14 protein-coding genes are annotated in these 19005 nt (G+C 75.1%); 3 read left to right on the top strand and 11 right to left on the bottom strand.

Translation table 11 applies throughout. From position 1 onward, the window contains the following. Positions 1–31: 31 nt before the first annotated feature. Positions 32–1420, bottom strand: a complete 1389-nt coding sequence (locus tag FHD63_RS08380) for a replication-associated recombination protein A (RefSeq protein WP_139721679.1) — start codon at positions 1418–1420, stop codon at positions 32–34. A gap of 18 nt (positions 1421–1438) precedes the next feature. Here FHD63_RS08380 and FHD63_RS08385 point away from each other — a divergent pair, with 18 nt between their 5' ends. Further along, positions 1439–2191, top strand: a complete 753-nt coding sequence (locus FHD63_RS08385; protein ID WP_139721680.1) for a GNAT family N-acetyltransferase — start codon at positions 1439–1441, stop codon at positions 2189–2191. Between the two features lie 191 nt (positions 2192–2382). Beyond that, complete coding sequence (locus FHD63_RS08390) at positions 2383–3930, top strand: HNH endonuclease (protein ID WP_139721681.1); 1548 nt, start codon at positions 2383–2385, stop codon at positions 3928–3930. Between the two features lie 77 nt (positions 3931–4007). Here FHD63_RS08390 and aspS read toward each other — a convergent pair whose 3' ends face one another. Further along, a complete protein-coding gene (gene aspS, locus FHD63_RS08395) occupies positions 4008–5804 on the bottom strand; it encodes an aspartate--tRNA ligase (RefSeq protein WP_139721682.1) in 1797 nt (598 codons plus the stop codon). Positions 5805–6234: 430 nt separating this feature from the next. On the opposite strand from aspS, the gene FHD63_RS08400 reads away from it, so the two are divergent. Beyond that, positions 6235–7011 (top strand): hypothetical protein, encoded by a 777-nt coding sequence (locus tag FHD63_RS08400; protein WP_139721683.1) that lies wholly within the window; start codon positions 6235–6237, stop codon positions 7009–7011. Between the two features lie 83 nt (positions 7012–7094). Here FHD63_RS08400 and FHD63_RS08405 read toward each other — a convergent pair whose 3' ends face one another. From FHD63_RS08405 to FHD63_RS16960, 9 genes are all read right to left on the bottom strand, one after another. Next, positions 7095–8534, bottom strand: coding sequence for a sugar porter family MFS transporter (locus FHD63_RS08405; RefSeq protein WP_338056397.1), 1440 nt, complete (start codon positions 8532–8534; stop codon positions 7095–7097). Positions 8535–8584: 50 nt separating this feature from the next. Further along, complete coding sequence (locus tag FHD63_RS08410) at positions 8585–9196, bottom strand: NUDIX domain-containing protein (protein WP_139721685.1); 612 nt, start codon at positions 9194–9196, stop codon at positions 8585–8587. Further along, positions 9196–10890 carry a CTP synthase gene (locus FHD63_RS08415; RefSeq protein ID WP_139721686.1) on the bottom strand — a complete coding sequence of 565 codons (1695 nt, stop codon included), beginning with the start codon at positions 10888–10890 and terminating at the stop codon, positions 9196–9198. Before FHD63_RS08415 ends, FHD63_RS08410 begins: the two co-directional genes overlap by 1 nt. A 79-nt stretch (positions 10891–10969) precedes the next feature. Continuing rightward, positions 10970–13078 carry an alpha/beta hydrolase fold domain-containing protein gene (locus FHD63_RS16265; RefSeq protein WP_202978359.1) on the bottom strand — a complete coding sequence of 703 codons (2109 nt, stop codon included), beginning with the start codon at positions 13076–13078 and terminating at the stop codon, positions 10970–10972. Next, on the bottom strand, positions 13075–14742 hold the full coding sequence (locus FHD63_RS08430) for a lipid II flippase MurJ (RefSeq protein WP_139721687.1): 1668 nt from the start codon (positions 14740–14742) through the stop codon (positions 13075–13077). The genes FHD63_RS16265 and FHD63_RS08430 overlap by 4 nt, the downstream gene beginning before the upstream one ends. Beyond that, entirely contained in the window at positions 14739–15626 is an 888-nt protein-coding gene (locus FHD63_RS08435; RefSeq protein WP_238705589.1) for a hypothetical protein, read from the bottom strand. The genes FHD63_RS08430 and FHD63_RS08435 overlap by 4 nt, the downstream gene beginning before the upstream one ends. Then, a complete protein-coding gene (locus FHD63_RS08440) occupies positions 15623–16690 on the bottom strand; it encodes a copper transporter (RefSeq protein WP_158296739.1) in 1068 nt (355 codons plus the stop codon). The genes FHD63_RS08435 and FHD63_RS08440 overlap by 4 nt, the downstream gene beginning before the upstream one ends. After that, positions 16687–17865, bottom strand: coding sequence for a putative cytokinetic ring protein SteA (gene steA / locus FHD63_RS08445; RefSeq protein WP_139721689.1), 1179 nt, complete (start codon positions 17863–17865; stop codon positions 16687–16689). The genes FHD63_RS08440 and steA overlap by 4 nt, the downstream gene beginning before the upstream one ends. Beyond that, the gene (locus FHD63_RS16960) at positions 17862–18983 is read right to left on the bottom strand and encodes a DNA repair protein RecN (RefSeq protein ID WP_338056398.1); all 1122 of its coding nucleotides are present in this window, start codon (positions 18981–18983) and stop codon (positions 17862–17864) included. The genes steA and FHD63_RS16960 overlap by 4 nt, the downstream gene beginning before the upstream one ends. Positions 18984–19005 lie beyond the last annotated feature (22 nt).

The raw sequence follows: 19005 nt of genomic DNA on the forward strand, positions 1-19005 counted from the left end.
CCGAACTCCGGCCCCGGCGGCCGCGCCGGCCTCAGCGGCCGCGGATGATCCGGCGCAGCTCGCGCCAGCGGGGCCCCAGGCGCTCCTCCCAGCCGCGCGTCGTGGGCTGGTAGTAGTCGGCGTCGGCCAGGTCCTCCGGGAGGAACTGCTGCTCGCCCACCCCGGCGGGCTCGTCGTGGGTGTAGCGGTAGCCCTCGCCGTGGCCGAGGCGGGTGGCCCCGGCATACCCCGTGCCCCGCAGGTGCGGCGGGACCGGGCCGCCCTTGCCGGCCCGGACGTCGGCGATGGCCGCGTTGACGGCCGCGTAGGCGGCGTTGGACTTGGGCGCCAGCGCGTTGTGCACGACCGCCTGGGCGAGGATGATGCGGGCCTCGGGCATCCCGATCTGCGCGACGGCGTGCATCGCGGCCACCGCGGTCTGCAGGGCGGTCGGGTCGCCCAGGCCGACGTCCTCGCTGGCGGCGATGACGATGCGGCGGGCGATGAAGCGCGGGTCCTCCCCCGCCTCGAGCTGCCGCGCGAGGTAGTGCAGGGCCGCGTCGACGTCGGAACCCCGCATGGACTTGATGAAGGCGCTGGCGACGTCGTAGTGCTGGTCGCCGGCCCGGTCGTAGCGCACCGCCGCCTGCGCCATCGCCTGCTCGACCTGCGCCAGGGTGATCTCGGTGACCTCGTCCTCGCGGCCCGCCGGCCGGTCGTCGGCGGCCACGCCGGCGGCCGCCTCCAGGGTCGTGAGCGCCCGGCGGGCGTCGCCCCCGGCCATCCGGACGACGTGCTCCGTCGCCGCGTCGCCCAGGGTGAACGACCCGTCGAGCCCGCGAGCGTCGACGAGGGCGCGGGCGAGCACCCCGCGCACGTCCTCGTCGTCGAGCGAGGTCAGCGTCACCAGGACCGAGCGGGAGAGCAACGGGGCGATGATGGAGAAGGAGGGGTTCTCGGTCGTCGCCGCCACGAGGATGACGGTGCGGTTCTCCACGCCCGGGAGGAGGGCGTCCTGCTGCGCCTTGGTGAACCGGTGGATCTCGTCGAGGAAGAGCACCGTCTGACGGCCGTGCAGCGAGCGCTCGCGCACCGCGTGGTCCATCACCGCCCGGACGTCCTTGACGCCGGCGGTGACGGCGGAGAGCTCGACGAAGGTACGCCCGGCCGCCTGGGCGACCAGGTGGGCCAGCGTGGTCTTGCCCGTCCCCGGAGGACCCCAGAGGATCGCCGACAGCGGTCCGGCGGCACCGCCCGACCCCTCGATGAGCCGTCGCAGCGGCGAACCGGGGCGCAGCGCCGCGCGCTGGCCGACGACATCGTCCAGCGAGCGCGGGCGCATGCGCACCGCGAGCGGCGCCAGCAGCGCACCGCTGGCATCACCCACGCCGTCGGCGCCACCGGCGGTGGGGTCGGCGGCGGAGGTGAAGAGGTCGGACACGCATGTCAGGCTAACGCCGTGGACCGACTCACCTCGCACGCCGAGCTGCTGTCGCGCTCCGGCGGCGACCCCTGGGTGCGCTGGGTGCTCCCCGACCCGCTGCAGGGCGAGGTATGGGTGCACGACGGCGTGGCCCTCGTCCAGCGGCTCGGTGACCGGCCGGGGTTCTGGGTCGCTCCGCTGCGGACCGTGACGGCGGCCCAGGTGCGCTCCGCCCTCCTCCGGCTGCGGGACGGTGGCCACCTGGAGCGGCTGGGGGCCCGCGCGGTCTCCGTCCCGCAGGAGCACGCCGAGGTGGCCCACGACGTCCTCGACCTCGGCGACGGGGGCGACTGGGACTGGATGTGGACCGCCTCGCAGCCACGCGTCGACGCCCGCGAGAGCGACGTCATACCTCTGGACGACCGGCGGGACGCCGCCGAGCTGGAGGAGTTCACCCGGGCGCACAACCCGCGGGTGTGGACGCAGATCGGCACGGGGCGGGTGCACCACTGGGTGGGCGTGCGCGGGCCCGACGGCCACCTGGTCGCGGTCGGCGGCGCCGAGCGCGAGGCGACCGGCGTGCCGCACCTGGCCGGGATCGTCACGGCGACGGAGCACCGCGGAGCGGGGTGGGCCACCGTCGTCAGCGCGGCGCTCACGAGGTGGGCCCTGGCCGGCCACGGGGTCTGCACCCTCGGGATGTTCAGCGACAACGCGGCGGCCCGGACGGTGTATGCGCGGCTCGGCTTCCGCACGGCCCGCGCCTGGCACTCCCGCAGGCTGGCCTGACGCGTCCTCCGACGTCGACGTCCGGTGGGACAGGACCGCTGTGACCACGGCACCGGGCGCGGCGCACGGTCCGGACCCTTGACGGTCGAACACGTGTTCGATACACTGGACGGGCAACCATCGAGGGGGTGGGGGACGTGCAGGACCGGGGACCGCTGGACGACCGGGTCACGAGGTCGGCAGCAGCCGGGGTGAGAGGGCCGGGAACGCCGGCGCGGCGGGCGGAGATCCGTGACCTCGGTCGCCGGCTGGCGCTCCCTCGCCCGGATGTCTCGGACGCCGAGCGCCTCGAGCTCATCCGTGCGCTCGAGGACCTCACCCGCGCGGCCGCGGCGGCCCACGCCGTGCTCTCGGACGAGTTCGACCGGTCCCAGCGACAGCAGCAGGAGTCCGAGGGGGTGTCCGCCGCGCGCCTCGGGTCGGGGGTCGCGGACGACCTCGCCCTCGCGGGCAAGGTCTCCCCCGCCCGCTCCTCGAACCGGCTGGCGTGCTCGCGGGCGCTGGCCCGGGAGATGCCGTGCACGCTGGCCGCCCTGACGGAAGGGGTCATCGACAGCCACCAGGCCGAGGTGATCACCCGGGCCACCACCTGCCTCGCGACCGAGGACCGTCGCCTCGTCGACGAGCAGCTCGTCGGGCGCCTGGACGGCCTGTCCACCAGGCAGCTGCGCGCCACGGTGACGGCTCTGGTCTACGAGCTGGACCCGCAGGCGCACGTGCGACGGGCCGCCCGGTCCGCGGAGGACGCCTACGTCGCGATGCGCCCCGCGCCGGACGTCATGTGCGTCATCTCCGCGATGCTCCCGGCGGCCCAGGGGGTCGCGGTCTACGCCGCGCTCAAGCGGCACGCCGAGCTGCTCCGCGCCTCGGGGGACGAGCGCCACCAGGGCAGGATCATGGCCGACACGCTCTACGCCAACGTCACCGGTCGCGACCCCGTGATGCTGCCGGACATCGACCTCAGTCTCGTCATGACCGACGCCTCGCTCATGGCCGGCGACACCGTGGCGGCCTTCCTGGACGGATATGGCCCGCTCCCCGCCCAGACGGCACGGGACCTGGTGGCCGTCTCGCAGCCGGGACAGGACCACCGGCACACCGTCCACCCGGAGGAAACTCGCGAGGCATCAGGTCGGGGAGGACCGGCGGACACGTCCGGCCACGGCCGGGAGGACGGTCTTGAGGGGACCCGCTGCACAGGCTGGTCCTGCACGCTGGTCCACGGCGCCGCCGGCGTCTCGGGAGCCCCGACGGACACCGCGATCCACGGCGCCGACCAGGCTCCGCCCGACCCGGTCCCGCCCGACCCTGACCCCGGCCTGCCCGACCCTGACCCCGCGGACCTGGCCGCTGCCCGGGTCTTCGTCCGGCGGCTGTACGCCGACCCGCTCACCGGCGAGGTCCTCGCCCGGGACACCCGACGGCGGTTCTTCAGCCGGGCCCAGAGGGCGCTGGTCGTGAGCCGGGACCGCTACTGCCGGACCCCGTGGTGCGGCGCACCCATCCGGCATGTCGACCACCGGGTCCGGCACAGCGACGGCGGTGCCACCGCGGTCCACAACGCCCAAGGGCTGTGTCAGCGGTGCAACCAGGGACGGGAGCGACCGCGACAGGCCGCGGTGCCCCCCACCCTCTACCTCCGGCCGAGCACGGTGCTGCCGAGCGTCTCACCGGGCACCGCCCAGCAGGCCCGGCTCCAAGGGGCCGCCGCCGACGGCGGAGGTCCGGCGCCACCCTGACCCGTCCTCGTCCTGAGGGGTCGATCGTCCCGACCCAGGGCCGGCCGCACACGGACGTCGCGGCCGGCCGACCGGGCTCAGGCGTCAGCGGACTCCTCGGCCTCGGGCTCGGCGTCGACGCCCGCCTCCGCACGCTGCTCGGGCGTGATCGGTGCCGGAGCAGCCGTGAGCGGGTCGAACCCGCCCCCGGACTTCGGGAAGGCGATGACGTCGCGGATGGAGTCGGTCCCGGCCAGGAGCGCCACGATCCGGTCCCACCCGAAGGCGATCCCGCCATGCGGGGGCGCGCCGAACTTGAACGCCTCGAGCAGGAAGCCGAACTTCTCCTGCGCCTGCTCCGGGGACAGCCCCATGATCGCGAAGACCCGCTCCTGCACGTCGCGGCGGTGGATACGGATGGACCCACCACCGATCTCGTTGCCGTTGCACACCAGGTCGTAGGCGTAGGCCAGCGCCGCGCCCGGGTCCTCCTCGAGGGAGTCGAGGTACTCCGCCTTGGGCGAGGTGAAGGCGTGGTGCACCGCGGTCCAGGCGCCGGCACCGACCGCCACGTCGCCCGCGGCCACGGCGTCACCGGCCGGCTCGAACAGCGGCGCGTCGACGACCCACAGGAAGCTCCAGGCGTCCTCGTCGACGAGCCCGACCCGCGCGGCGATCTCCTGCCGCGCCGCACCCAGCAGGGCGCGCGAGGGCTTGGTGGCTCCCGCGGCGAAGAACACGCAGTCCCCCGGCTCCGCGCCCACGTGGGCCGCGAGACCCTCGCGCTCGGCCTCGGAGAGGTTCTTGGCCACCGGCCCGCCCAGCGTGCCGTCTTCGCCGACGGTGACGTAGGCCAGGCCCTTGGCCCCGCGCTGCTTGGCCCAGTCCTGCCAGGCGTCGAACTGCCGCCGGGGCTGGCTGCCGCCGCCGGGCATGACGACCGCCCCGACGTACTCCGCCTGGAACACCCGGAAGGGCGTGTCCGCGAAGTAGTCCGCGCACTCGACCAGCTCGACGCCGAAGCGCAGGTCCGGCTTGTCGGACCCGTAGCGGCGCATCGCCTCGGCATACGTCATCCGCGGGAACGGCGTCGTGAGCTCGACGCCGATGGTGCGCCACACCGCGGCCGCCACGGCCTCGCCCAGCTCGATGACGTCGTCCTGCTCCACGAAGCTCATCTCGATGTCGAGCTGGGTGAACTCCGGCTGGCGGTCGGCGCGGAAGTCCTCGTCGCGGTAGCACCGGGCGATCTGGTAGTAGCGCTCCATCCCGGCGACCATGAGCAGCTGCTTGAACAGCTGCGGGCTCTGCGGCAGGGCGTACCAGCTCCCCGGCTGCAGGCGCGCCGGCACGAGGAAGTCGCGGGCGCCCTCCGGCGTCGACCGGGTGAGGGTCGGCGTCTCGACCTCGACGAAGTCGCGGTCGGCGAGGACGGTGCGCGCAGCGGCGTTGACCCGGGAGCGCAGGCGCAGGTTCTGCCCGGCCGCGCCGGCACCCGGGCGCCTCAGGTCGAGGTAGCGGTGACGCAGGCGCGCCTCCTCGCCGACGCTGACCCGCTCGTCGATCTGGAACGGCAGCGGGGCGGACTCGCTGAGCACGTCGATCTCGGTGGCGACGACGTCGATGCCGCCGGTCGGGAGCTCGGGGTTGACGTCCTTCTCCGCGCGGGCGGTGACCTCGCCGACGACCTGGACGCAGTACTCGCTGCGCAGGTCGTGCGCGGTGCCGGTGAGCACCTCGTCACGGGCGACGACCTGGACGACGCCGCTGGCGTCCCGCAGGTCGATGAAGGCGACGCCGCCGTGGTCACGGCGTCGGGCCACCCAGCCGGTGAGGGTGACGGTCTGGCCGACGTGCTCGGGCCGCAGGGTGCCCGACTCGTGGGTGCGTAGCATGATCTCTCCTCTCGGTGCGGCGCGCCGGAGGGTCTGTCGATGCGACGACCCGGGCCCGCCAAGGCAGCCCGGGAGGTGTGGGCGGGGGCCAGGTCGCGGTGCCACCACACCTTCGCCGAGGGGACCTCGGCCTCTCGTCGGTGTCGCCGGACGCGCGGCCCCGGGCGGGTGTCACGGTCACGAGGTATGCCTGCGCCTCGCTCCTCGTCCACCCCGGCGGGTCGTCACTCCGCCCCGGGAACGACTTCATTCTACGGGTCGGTGCGGGGCGGCCCGACACGTAACCTGCCGCGTCGACCTGCTGCGGTCGGGTTGCCGTGCCACCCTGAGGCATGGGGCGGGAACGAGACGTGGGACGCGGGACGGCCGAGGACGGGCGGGCACGGGGTCGTGCCCCGCTCGTCGAGCCCCGCTCGTCGAGCCCGAGACGATGCCGGGCGTCAGGACCGGCCCCGCCGCCCGTGACGCGCGGTTCAGGCGGTGGGCCCGCCGGGTCGCCGGCGTCGCGGTGGTGCTGCTGTGGGCCACCCACGCGCTGCTGTCGCTCGTGGGTGGCTTCCAGCTGGTCAACCACAGCCAGGCCGTGGAGGACCTGTCGTCCGGGAGGATGACCAGCTACGCCCTGCTGGAGGACCGACCCGGCGGCGGCTCCTCCACCCCCGGGTGGTGGACACAGGAGGACCTCGAGCCGGGCACCGTGGAGGGCCTGCGGACCGGCACGACCACGGTGCTCTACACCGTGGCCGGCTCGCGCCCGCGCCTGGTGGTGCCGGACCACATCACCCCCAGCATGAACAGCTGGGGGTCCTGGACGGAGGCCGAGGTGGCCTGGATCGAGGAGGATCTCGTGACGAGCGGGCTGCCGTCCACGGTCTCTTCGGTGGTCCCGGGGCGGGTCCTGCAGGCGCACGGTCTGCTCGGCCTGGTGCTGGTCGTCAGCATGCTGGTGCGGGTGGTCTTCGGAGCCGCCCCGGTCCACGGCACCCGGTGGTTCTGGTTCTGGCTCATCGGCCTGCCTGCGGGCCTGGGGGTGCTGGCCTGGGCGATCTGGGAGGAGGGCGGGTGGCGCGACCACCGGGCGCCGGCACCGCAGCAGCGGTCCTCGGGCGGCTACGGCTTCGCCGTCCTGCTCCTCGGCTCGTTCGTCCTGACGGCCGGGAGCCAGCTGCTGGCCTGGCTGCTCGGGGTGACCGTCATCCCGCTCTGACCGCGAGCGATCGCGGCGGCGGCACGGCGAACGGACCTGCCCGCGCTGGTGCCCAGCCGCGCCGGCGCCCGGGGGTCGGGCGCCTACCGTGCCTTCATCGCCGCGCTGCCGGCGAGGTCGAGGGTCTCCTCCATCTCCTCCAGCGGGATGCCCTTGGTCTCCGGCATGACCTTGATCGTCCAGAACGTCATGGCCACACCCCCGATGAGGAAGATGAGGAAGGCGACACCGCCGCCCAGGCCCCCTGCGATCGCGGGGAAGGACCAGGAGATGGCCGCCGCGAAGGTCCAGTGGGTCAGCGCCCCGAAGGACTGGCCCCGGGCGCGGATCGCGTTGGGGAAGATCTCGGCGATGAACACCCAGATGACGGCGCCCTGCCCGAAGGCGTGCACCCCGACGAAGAGCATGATGCCAGTGACCACCAGACCGCTGGTGACCCCGGTGAAGTTGCCCTCGTAGGCGAAGAACAGCACCGTCAGCATGCCGAGCGTGAGCACGTACCCGGCCGAGCAGACCAGCATGAGGAAGCGACGGCCTACCCGGTCGATGAGCGTCAGCGCCAGGATCGTCGCGAGCAGGTTGACGAGCCCCACGCCGGCGCTGTTGAGGAAGGCGGCGCTCTCGCCCAGCCCGGCGCTCTCGAAGATGGTCGGGGCGTAGTAGAGCACCGCGTTGATGCCGCCCAGCTGGTTGAAGGCGGCGATGGCGAAGGCGAGCAGGATGACCTTGCGGTGGCCCTGGGTGAAGAACGGCACCTTGGCGCTGTCCCCCTCCACCTCCAGGGCCTCCTTGATCTCCTCGCGCTGCACCCGCGCCTCCTCCTCGTCCGCGGTCAGCTGGTCGATGACCTCGCGGGCCTCCTCGTCCCGGCCCACCGCCATGAGCCACCGGGGGCTCTCGGGGACGAGGAACACCAGGAGAGCGAAGACCAGCGCCGGCAGGGCCTCCGCCCCGAACATCCACCGCCAGGCCGTCTCCTCGGGGAAGAGGTTGAGGATGGCGAAGTTGGAGACGTACGCCAGCAGGATGCCGACGGTGATGTTGAACTGGAAGAGCCCGACGAGCCGGCCCCGGTGCCGTGGCGGTGCGACCTCCGCGTTGTAGATCGGTGCGACCGAGGTGGCGGCGCCGACCCCGAGACCGCCGATGAAGCGGAAGACCATGAAGACGACCCAGTCGGTCGCCAGGGCGCTCCCGAGCGCCGAGACGACGTAGAGGATGCCGATGACGATGAGCACCGGTTTGCGGCCGAACCGGTCGGCGGGCTTGCCGAGCCCCGCGTAGGCCGCCCCCACGACGGTGCCGATGAGGGCCGTCGCCACGGTGAAGCCGAGCGCGAACCCGGACAGCCCGAAGACCTCGGTCAGGTCCGAGGTCGTGCCCGAGATCACCGCCGTGTCGAACCCGAAGAGCAGACCCCCCAGGGCTGCGATGATGGCGCTCCGTAGGACCAGTGGCTGCATGTCCGCTCCTTTGCCGACAACGAGAAACACCCGGTATGACGCAACGTCACCCTGACACACTCGACGGCCGCCAGCATCCCGGGCACGCCGAGGGCACCGAGGGCGGGCGTTCAGCCCTGGGGACCCCGCCTGCTGTGCAGCGCCAGCACGGACAGCAGGAACGGCCCGTTGTGCACCTGCCCACCCAGCACGGCGTCCACCGCGTCGTGCAGGGTCACCCAGCCGGTCGGCATACCGGCCTCCTCGCCCTCCCGGGCGTGCCGCCGTTCCTCCGGCACGTCGGAGAGCCCGGTGGCGACGAAGACGTGGATCGTCTCGTCGAGCCCGCCCGGGGACGGGGTGAAGGACACCAGCGCCTCCCAGTGCTCGGCCTGCAGGTCGGCCTCCTCGGCCAGCTCGCGGCGCGCCGCCTCCACCGGCGGCTCCCCCTCGACGTCGAGGAGGCCGGCCGGGATCTCCCAGTCCTCGGCGCCGATGGGGTGACGGTACTGCCGGATGACGAAGACCTCGGGCTCCCCACGGTCCTCGCGCACGGCGAGCACCGCGACGGCGCCGGTGTGGTGGACGTACTCCCGGCTCGCCGGGCCGTCGTCGAGCTCGACCTCGTCGCGGTGCACGTCCCAGACGGCACCCCGCATGGCCACCTCGGTGCTGCGCACCGGGCGGGACCCGGGGAGGTCGACGAGCTCGGGCAGGCCCAGCCGGGGCGCGGAGAGCGTCATCAGTCGGGCAGCTCGTGGTGACGCTGACGCTCGACCTCGACCAGGCGCTGGCTGCGCTGCGCGTCCAGCGCCGCCGCGACGAGCCCCGCGAAGAGCGGGTGGGCGTGGTCGGGCCGGGACTTGAACTCGGGGTGGGCCTGGGTCGCGACGTAGTAGGGGTGCACCTCGCGCGGCAGCTCCACGAACTCGACGAGTCCGCCGTCCGGGGACTGGCCGCTGATGACGAGCCCCGCCGCGCCCAGCTGGTCGCGGAAGCCGTTGTTGACCTCGTAGCGGTGACGGTGCCGCTCGGTCACCTCCGTCGTCCCGTAGGCCCCGGCCACGACCGACCCCTCGGTGAGCACGGCGGGGTAGGACCCGAGCCGCATGGTGCCGCCGAGGTCGCCGGCCCCCTCGACGAAGGACTTCTGCTCCTCCATCGTGGCGATGACCGGTGCCGGGGTGTCCGGGTCGAACTCCGTGGAGCTCGCGCCCTCGATCCCGGCGACGTGCCGCGCGTGCTCGATGACCATGGCCTGCAGGCCGAGGCAGATCCCCAGCGTCGGGACCTGTCGCTCCCGCGCCCAGCGCAGCGCCCCGATCTTGCCCTCGATGCCGCGGACCCCGAACCCGCCGGGCACGAGGATGGCGTCGACCCCGCCGAGCGCCCGGGCCGCGCCGGCCTCGGTGCGGCACTCGTCCGAGGCGACCCAGCGGATGTCGACCTTGGCGTCGTGCCGGAACCCGCCGGCCCGCATGGCCTCGGTCACCGAGAGGTAGGCGTCGGGCAGGTCGACGTACTTGCCGACCAGCGCGATCTCGACGCGGTGCTCCGGCTCGTGCACCCGCTCGAGCAGCGCGTCCCAGGCCGACCAGTCGACGTCCCGGAACGGCAGGCCCAGGTGCCGCACGACGTACGCGTCCAGCATCTCGGAGTGCAGGACCTTGGGGATGTCGTAGATCGAGGGGGCGTCCACGGCCGCGGCCACGGCGTCGGAGTCGACGTCGCACATCATCGAGATCTTGCGCTTGATGCCCTCGGGGATCTCCCGGTCGGCGCGCAGCACCAGGGCGTCCGGGGTGATGCCGACCTGGCGCAGCGCCGCCACCGAGTGCTGCGTCGGCTTGGTCTTGAGCTCACCGCTAGGAGCGAGGTAGGGCACGAGCGAGACATGCAGGAAGAAGGAGTTGGTGCGGCCGATGTCGTGGCGCACCTGTCGGGCGGCCTCGAGGAAGGGCAGCGACTCGATGTCGCCGACGGTCCCCCCGACCTCGGTGATGATGATGTCCGGCCGCTCCCCCGGCGGCCGGTCCGCGGCCGCCCGCATGCGCGCCTTGATCTCGTTGGTGATATGCGGGATGACCTGCACCGTGTCGCCCAGGTAGTCCCCCCGCCGCTCCTTGGCGATGACGTCGTTGTAGATCTGCCCGGTGGTGACGTTGGACCTGCCCCACAGGTCGGTGTTGAGGAAGCGTTCGTAGTGCCCGATGTCCAGGTCGCACTCGGCCCCGTCCTCGGTGACGAACACCTCCCCGTGCTGGAAGGGGTTCATCGTCCCGGGGTCGACGTTGATGTAGGGGTCCAGCTTCTGCATCGTCACCCGCAGCCCCCTGCTGCGGAGCAGGAACCCGAGGCTCGAGGCCGTCAGTCCCTTCCCGAGCGAGGAGGCGACGCCTCCGGTCACAAAGATGTGCTTCGTCGTCGTCTCCGCCACGGGCTTGCAGTCTACGTGACATCCGTGGGGTCCGGGACAGGGGTGGTCACCGGGCGCGTCGGGGGGCGCCCGGCGGGCCTCACGGCGCCCCGGTGGCGAGGCGGTCGGTGAGCCAGGACCGGGCGGTGGTCAGGAGCTCCAGCGCCATCGGGTGGCGGGGCGCCCAGGACTCGAACCCGTGCGGGGCCCCGGCGACGACCTCCAGGGTGACGTCCGTGCCGGCGGCACGGAGCCGGTGCGCGTAGTCAACGTCCTCGTCGAAGAACAGCTCGATGTCGGAGGTGGAGATCCAGGTCGGCGGCATGCCCGCCAGGTCCTCCCGCCGCGCGGGCGCCGCGTAGGGGGGCAGCGACTCGGCGCCCACGCCCGCGCCGAGGTAGGCCGACCAGCCGACGAGGTTCGACCGGTTGTTCCAGACGAGGTGGTCGGCGGCGTCCCGGTCGCGGTCCGCGGCGGTGCGGTCGTCGAGCATGGGGCAGAAGAGCCACTGCGCCGCCACCGGGTCTCCCTCGTCGACGACCCGCTGGACGAGGCTCGCGGCGAGCCCTCCCCCGGCGCTCTGCCCGCCGACCGCCAGGCGCGCGACGTCGAGGCCGAGGCCGTCGGCCTGGGCGCGCAGCCACCGCCACCCCGTGTGGCAGTCGTCGATCGCCGCCGGGAAGGGGTGGCGCGGCGCCAGGCGGTAGTCGACCGAGACCACCGTGACCCCGGTGTCGCGCGCCGTCTCCCCGCAGTGCAGGTCGTCCATCGCGGCCGACCCGAGGACGAGCCCTCCTCCGTGGATCCACAGCAGCCCGGCTCCGGACGGCCTGGAGGGGGTGTAGACCCGCAGCCTGAGACCGTCGTGCCGGACCGTGCGCCGCGAGACGCCCGCGACGCGCCGACCGGGCACGAACGCGGTGGCCGCCCTCGCCAGGAGGCGCACGGCCCGGCTCTCGAGGTCGGTCCTCGGCACCTTCTGCGCGGCGGCGCGCAGCGTCGGGTGGACTGCGGAGAGGTCCATGGGTGCTCCGTCCTGGTCGGTCGTCGACGACTCCGCCACCCCTGCGGACCCGTGGGAGGTGGTGCCGGGGTCGGGCAGGACGGCGCGGTATGCGGCGAGCGCCGCCTCGAGCGCGTCCAGCCCGGTCGGCAGCCGGGTCGCCCGGTCGCGGGCCCGTCGGGCGAGGTCGGCCCGGGACGCGGGGTCGAGCAGGAGACCGGCGACGGCGTCGGCCAGGTCGGCGGACGACCCCGGGGGCACGAGCACCCCGGCACCGGCCAGGAGGTCGGCCGTGCCCCCCACCTCGGTGGCGACGACGGGGGCTCCGGCGGCGAGCGCCTCCTGCAGGACGAGGGGCTGGCCCTCCCAGTCCGCGGACGACACGACGACGTCCGCCCCGGCGAGCAGCCGGGGCACGTCCTGCCGGTGGCCGAGGAAGTGCACGACGCCCCCGACGTCCGCGGCCTGCTCGCGCAGCGCCCCGGCGAGGGGACCGTCACCGACCACCACGAGGACCGGCGGGGCACCGAGCCGGCGGTCGGTCCGCAGGCGACGGTGCGCCTCCAGGAGCACGTCGACCCGCTTCTGGCGCGCCAGGCGTCCTGCCGTGAGCACCACCCCGGCCCCGGCCGGGACGCCGAGCTCGGCGCGCAGCTCCTGCGCGGCCTGCTCGCGCTGGGCGTCGGTGGCCGGGGCAGCCACCGAGGACGGGACCACGGCGAGGCCGGCCGCACGCGCGCCGCGGCGCCGGGCTCGCTGCACCAGGTCCGACGACACCCCCAGGACGAGGTCCGCGCGGCGGCAGACCACCGCTTCGAGCGCCGCATACGTCAGCGCGGCCGGGCGCCCGTCGGGGGGACCGTTGTGGCTGGTGACGACCAGCGGGGCGCCCCGGGACCGGCCTCCGCGCGGGACGGCCAGGGCGGCGGCGGCGCCGGCGCGCACACCGTGGGCGTGCACCACCTGCGCCCCGCGGGCCAGGACCTGCAGGCGGGCGTGGGTGCGGGCGAGGGCGCCCGGTGAGCCGACGCCGACCTCGACCGGCTGGACGCGGGCCCCGGTGGCGTCCAGGTCGAAGCGGTCCGCCACCACCCGGGGGCAGGCCACCACCACGACGTGGCCGGCGCCCACGAGCTCGGCGGCGAGCTGGCGCACGTGCCGGCCGACGCCGCCGCCGACGACCCCCACCACCAGCAGCACCCTCACCGGTCCTCCTCCCGCGGTCGCCGCCGCAGGCGTTCCAGGATCGGCGCCGCCGCCTCCCGGTCCAGCAGCAGGACGACCCCGAGGACCCCGGCGACGGCCACCGCGCCCCGCAGGGTGCCCAGGGCCACCGCCGCCGCCATGGTCCCCGACGCACCCGACCCGGCGTCGGCACCCGGCAGGAGGGCGGCCAGCAGCACCCCGGCCACCCCGCCGGCCAGGGCCACCACCACGGCCCGGGGAAGCCCGCTCAGCGCACCCCGCCCCCACGCCAGGTGGGTCGCCCGGGCGAGCACCCCTGCCGAGACCAGCATCCCCGCCGACGAGGCGGAGGCCAGCAGGACGAGGACCGCACCGACGCCGTGCCCGGCTGCCGCGCCTGCCCCCGCGAGGCCCACGAGCGCCGCCAGGAGCCAGCCGGCGGCGGCTCCGGCCGCCGCCGCGCGCGGGCGGCCGGCGACGTAGAGCGCGCGCGTGAGCAGCGCGACGAGGCCGAACCCGACGAGACCGGGCGCGAGGGCGGACAGGGCTGCGGGCAGGGCGTTCAGCGCCTCCTGCCCGGCTCCCCCGGCTCCGGCGTCGAGGGCGAGGAAGGCCGCCCCGACCTCCCCGCTCGCGGCGACCAGGGCGGCGCCCCCCGCGCACGCGGCCACGGCCACCGCGGTCGCCGTGCGGCGCAGCACCGCGCGCGTCGCGGCGGCCTCCCCCACGAGTCGCGGGAAGGCCGCGGTGGCCAGCGGGACCACGAGGACGGCGTACGGCAGCAGGTAGACGGTCTGCGCATACGTCCAGACGGTGATGCCCCCGACCCCGGTGCTGTTGGCGACCAGGATGACCACCACCGTGAAGACCTGCTGGGCCCCCACGGTCACCAGCCCGGCGAGCGCGAGCCCGCCCGCGAGTCGCCCCGAGCCTGCGGGGAAGCGCAGGGTGGGGCGCCACCGCACCCCGGCGCGGGCCGCGGGCAGCAGCAGCGGGAGGCTGAGGGCGACGACGCCGAGGGTGGTGCCACCCGCCAGCAGGACCAGCACCTGGTCCGGCACCTCCTCGAGCGGGACGTCGGTGTCGACGGTCGCCCCGACGAGGAGGTAGACGGCGATGACGACGACGCTGGACAGCAGCGGAGCCGCGGCGGCGGCGAGGAACCGGCGGTGGGCCTGCAGCACCCCGGTGAGCACGATGCCGACGCCGTAGAGCACCACCTGGGGGGCGAAGAGCAGCAGCATGAGGCGGCCCGCCCGCTCCGCCGCCGCCGGGTCGCACCCGTCGGGGTCGCCCGCGCCGAGCAGGGCGGCGGTGAGAGGTCCCGCGAGCAGGGCCGCCAGCAGCGCGAGCGGGACCAGCACGAGCAGCGACCAGCCCAGCAGCGCCGAGGCGGTGCGGTCGGCACGGTCCTCGTCGCCGTCCTGCAGGTGGCGCGCCACCAGCGGGACGGCCACCGCGGCGAGCGCCCCTCCGGCCGCGATCTCGAAGACGACGTTGGGGATGAGGTTGACGGTGGTGTAGACCTGCCCCAGGCAGGTGGTCCCCACCGCCTCGGAGAAGGCCACCCAGCGGGCCACCCCGGCCACCCGGGCGAGCAGGGTGGTGGCCGCGAGGATGCCCGCCGCGGCGAGCAGTCCCTGGCCGGCGATCCGGCGGCTGGGCCCCGGACCCGGCAGGCTCATCGACGGCCCCAGCGGTCCAGCTGACGCAGGCCGGGGGTCGCGTCGATGACCCGGGAGAAGCTGACCCGCTCGCTGAGCAGCGTGAGGCCGGCGAGGCCGGCGAGCCAGGCCCACCGGGCCCGCGGCGACAGCTCCCGGACGGCCGCGACACCCAGGGCCGCACCCACGGCGTTGGCCCCGGTGTCGCCGAGCATGCTCCGCCCGCCTAGGTCGTCGGGCAGGGCCGCGAGGGCGGCGCCCGAGCAGGCCGCCGCCGCGGGCTGCGTGCGCGCCAGGGGCAGGCCGACCAGGAGCCCCACCTTGAGCGTCCGCCCCGGGCGCAGGTCGAGCAGGTTCGCGAGGTTCGCGGCGCCGGCGACGACCCCGGCGGCCGCCAGCGTCTGCGGCCCGTGTCCTCGGTCGCGGTCGACCGCGCACGCGGCGAGCGTGCCGGCCGCGACGAGCACGCCGATCTTGAGCGCGCCGGTGGTCACCCGGCCCCGGCGCAGCGCGCCCAGATGCCCCCGCAGCCCTTTGACGCCGGTCTCGCCCGCCAGGTCGTCGACGGCACCCGCACCCGCGGCGAGCAGGACCGCCGCGGCCGAGGCCGGCTCGACCAGGGCCAGCGGCGCCGCCGTGCCGATCGCCAGGGCCACGCCCTCCACCAGCGTCACCTCGTCGCCCCGATGGTTCACCCTGGTCCACCGCTGGCCCCCTCCGGGCAGGGCACCGGCACGGTCCAGCCTGCGCACCCCCCAGGTCAGCAGCGCGGCGGCCGGACCGAGCGCCGTGCTGGCCGGGCCGGCCGCGGCGGCGGGACCGCGGTGCGGGCCCGCTGGGGTCACGGGACCGACGAGCGGGCCGACCGGGGCAGCGGGGCCGACGAGCGGGCCGGCCGGGGTCACGGGACCGACGTGGTCTCGGCGTCGTCGGGCACCGGCCCGTCGGCCGGTGGCTGGGCGTCCGTGCCGGACGTCGTGCCCAGCCGCAGCGGCGGCGGCGCCGGCACGGGTGCCTCCGCCTGCCGGCCGAGACCGTAGTGCCCTGCCTCCTCCTGCAGCTCCCAGGCCAGCCCGAGCACCGCCGCCGCCCGGCCGCTGGCGCTCTCCAGGTCGTCGACGGTCGAGACGTCGTCGCGCAGGCCGCCGTCGTCCCGGATGGCCTGCACGAGGGCGTCCTCGCCCCCGCCCTCGGCCAGGGCCTCGCTCTCGGTGCCCGCCGCCCCGACCACCAGCGGCTGGTCCAGCGCGGCCAGCGTGCGCACGAGGTCCAGCCGGGTGCTCAGCCGGGCCTCGACCTCCGGCTGGGCCTCGTCGTCGGCCGCCTCGGGGAGTCCACCCCCGACGACGATCATGACGTCGGGGGGACGGCGGTCGGTGACCTGCGCCGCCGGCCCCTGCCAGCGCAGGTCGAGCAGGCCCTCGTCCTCGAGGCGCTCCGCGGCCGCGAGCCACGCGCCCACGTCGCCCTCCGGGTCCGCCCCTGCCAGCGTCGCCCCCAGGAGCGCGCCCGGGCCTGCCTCGTCCACGCCCCGGACCTCCGGGACCTCCAGCGTCGTCGCGAGCCGCTCGACCAGGCCCTCGTCGACCTGCGCGGTGTCGAAGGAGTCCTCGACCTCGACCTCCAGCACCAGCGCCCCACCGGCCTCGGCGACCCGGTCCTCCAGCAGCGCCACGTGGTTGCGGTCGGCCCCCGGCAGCACCACCAGGGCCACCCTGGTGCCGTTGAGGGTGCCGGCCACCCCGCGCGGGCTGAGCAGGTCGACGGCCTCGTCCTTGGCCTCGGCCTGGCGCGCGCGCACGTCCAGCTCGGAGCGCAGCTCGGTCCGCTCGGTCCGCAGCTGCCCGACCTCCTCGTCGATGGTGTCCGAGATGCCCTCGCGCAGGGGGCCGGCGCCGAGGACGATCCCGACCGCCAGGGCGATGAAGACCGCGACCAGCGACACGAGGTGGTAGCGGAAGTCGATCACGGTGAGAACAGCCCCTCCATCCAGGCCCAGACGTCGTCCCATCGTACGGCCAGCACGCCGAGCAGGGCCCTGCCACCAGGGGTGACGGCCAGCGCGACGAGCAGGGCCAGCAGACCGGCCAGCACCAGCCAGACCAGCGACACCGTGGGGATCCGCGACCGGTAGAGCAGGCTCACGCCCTTGGCGTCGACCAGCTTGCTGCCGACGCGGAGGCGGGTGAGGAAGGTGCTGGCCATCCCCTGCCGGCCCTTGTCGAGGAACTCCACGAGGGTGGCGTGCGTGCCGACGGCCACGATGAGCTCGGCCCCGAGCTCGTCCGCCAGCAGCATGGCGATGTCCTCGCTCGTCCCCGGAGCCGGCAGCACCACCGCGTCCGTGACCCCGAGGGCCTCCACCCGTTCCAGCCCCGGGGCGCGACCGTCGCGGTAGGCGTGCACCACCAGCTCGGCACCGCTGGTGAGGGCGGCGTCGGACACGGAGTCCATGTCACCGACGACGAGGTCGGGGGTGTGCCCCATCTCCAGCAGCGCGTCGGCCCCGCCATCGACGCCGATGAGGACGGGTCTGGCCTCGCGCAGGAACGGCCGCAGGGTCTGCAGGTCCTCCTTGTAGTGGTAGCCGCGCACGACCACCAGGGCGTAGCGCCCGGCGAAGCTGGTGCGCAGCTCGGGGACCCCGATGCCGTCCAGCAGCAGCTCCCGCTCCGCGCGGACGTACTCCATGGTGTTGTGCGAGAACGCCTCGATCTGCTGGGACAGGTTGCCGCGGGCCTCCTCCTGCTGCACCCGGACCAGCTCCGGCGTCATCCGCACACCCTCCGCGACGACGGCTCCGTCGACCCGGACCTGCTCGCCGGTCACCGTCACGGACGTGCCCTCGGTCAGGGACATCACCTCGCTGCCGGCGGCGTCGAGCAGGGGTATGCCCGCGTCCAGCAGGATCTGCGGCCCCATGTTGGGGTAGGCGCCGGTCGTGGAGGAGGCGGCGTTGACGACGGCGACCGGTGCGCAGGCGACGAGCGCGGTGGCGCTGACCTGGTCGAGGTCGGCGTGGTCGATGACCGCGACGTCCCCGGGCTGCAACCGCGCCGTCAGGCGCTTGGTGCGCGCGTCGACCCGCACCGGGCCCGCCACGGGACCGGTGTGGCGGGTGCTCGCTCGGCGCCTCGTGCTCATCCGGCGTCAATGGTCGCACGACGGGACAGCAGCTCCCGTGCGTGCTCCAGCGCCGCCTCGGAGTCGGCGACGCCGCCCAGCATCCGCGCCAGCTCGGCCTCCCGCTCCGTCCCCTCCACGACGCTGACGCCGCTGCTCGTGACCTGCCCGTCGGTGCTCTTGCGCACCACGAGATGGCGGTCGGCGTGGGCGGCGACCTGCCCCAGGTGGGTGACGACGATGACCTGGGAGGAGGTGGCCAGCCGCGCCAGACGGGCCCCCAGGTCCAGGGCCGCCGCACCCCCCACACCGGCGTCGACCTCGTCGAAGACGTAGGTGGGCACGGCCCCGTCGCCGCAGACCAGCTCGAGCGCCAGCATGACGCGGGACAGCTCACCGCCGGACGCCGCCCGGGTGACGGACCGCGCCGGGGCCCCCGGGTTGGCGGCCAGCCGGATCTCGACGGTGTCGAGGCCCGAGCGCCCGGCCCGCACCTGCGACCCGTCGGGCAGCTCCACCACCGGCTCCCCCGGGCCGTCCTGCGGGCCGTCCGTCTCGGCCGACCGCTCGGGCCGGCGGTAGGCCACCTCGATGCTGACCGTCGCCGAGCCCATGGCCAGGTGGGACAGCTCCTGGGTGACGGTCGCCGCGACCCGCTCGGCGGTCCGGCGTCGGACGGCACCGAGCTCGGCGCCGCGCCGCCCCGCCTCGTCGCGCAGCCGCGCCACCTCGGAGGCCAGCTGGGCGAGGTCCTCGTCGGAGACGTCGATGTCGTGCAGCTCCTGCGCCGCCCGCCGGGCGAACTCCAGCACCTCCTCGGTGCTGGACCCGTAGCGTCGCAGCAGCGCGCCGAGCTCGGAGCGCCGGGCGTGCACGGACTCCAGCCGCTCCGGGTCGACCTCGACGCCGGCGGCGTAGCCCGCGAGCTCCGGCCCCAGGTCGCTGGCGAGGTAGAGCAGGTCCTGCACCCTGCGCAGCAGCGCGGCCAGCTCCTCGTCGTGCTCGGCCGCCGGCCCGAGGGCCGCGACCGCGGCCGCCAGCAGCCCGAGACCGACGGACCGTCGGCCGCACCCGTGGCCGGGTCGCCCCGACGAGCGCCTCGTGGGCGCCGTGCGCCGCCTGGCGCAGCTCCTCGGCATACGTCAGGCGGTCGGCCTCCGC

It is taken from the genome of Serinicoccus chungangensis (assembly GCF_006337125.1).
Lineage (GTDB): Bacteria > Actinomycetota > Actinomycetes > Actinomycetales > Dermatophilaceae > Ornithinicoccus > Ornithinicoccus chungangensis.

What these genes read in the sequence shown, in the direction of transcription:
- aspS (WP_139721682.1), bottom strand. Translation starts at nt 5,804, where the DNA reads ATGCTACGCACCCACGAGTCGGGCACCCTGCGGCCCGAGCACGTCGGC.
- FHD63_RS08400 (WP_139721683.1), top strand. Translation starts at nt 6,235, where the DNA reads ATGCCGGGCGTCAGGACCGGCCCCGCCGCCCGTGACGCGCGGTTCAGG.
- FHD63_RS08410 (WP_139721685.1), bottom strand. Translation starts at nt 9,196, where the DNA reads ATGACGCTCTCCGCGCCCCGGCTGGGCCTGCCCGAGCTCGTCGACCTC.
- FHD63_RS08430 (WP_139721687.1), bottom strand. Translation starts at nt 14,742, where the DNA reads ATGAGCCTGCCGGGTCCGGGGCCCAGCCGCCGGATCGCCGGCCAGGGA.
- steA (WP_139721689.1), bottom strand. Translation starts at nt 17,865, where the DNA reads ATGAGCACGAGGCGCCGAGCGAGCACCCGCCACACCGGTCCCGTGGCG.
- FHD63_RS16960 (WP_338056398.1), bottom strand. Translation starts at nt 18,983, where the DNA reads ATGCCGAGGAGCTGCGCCAGGCGGCGCACGGCGCCCACGAGGCGCTCG.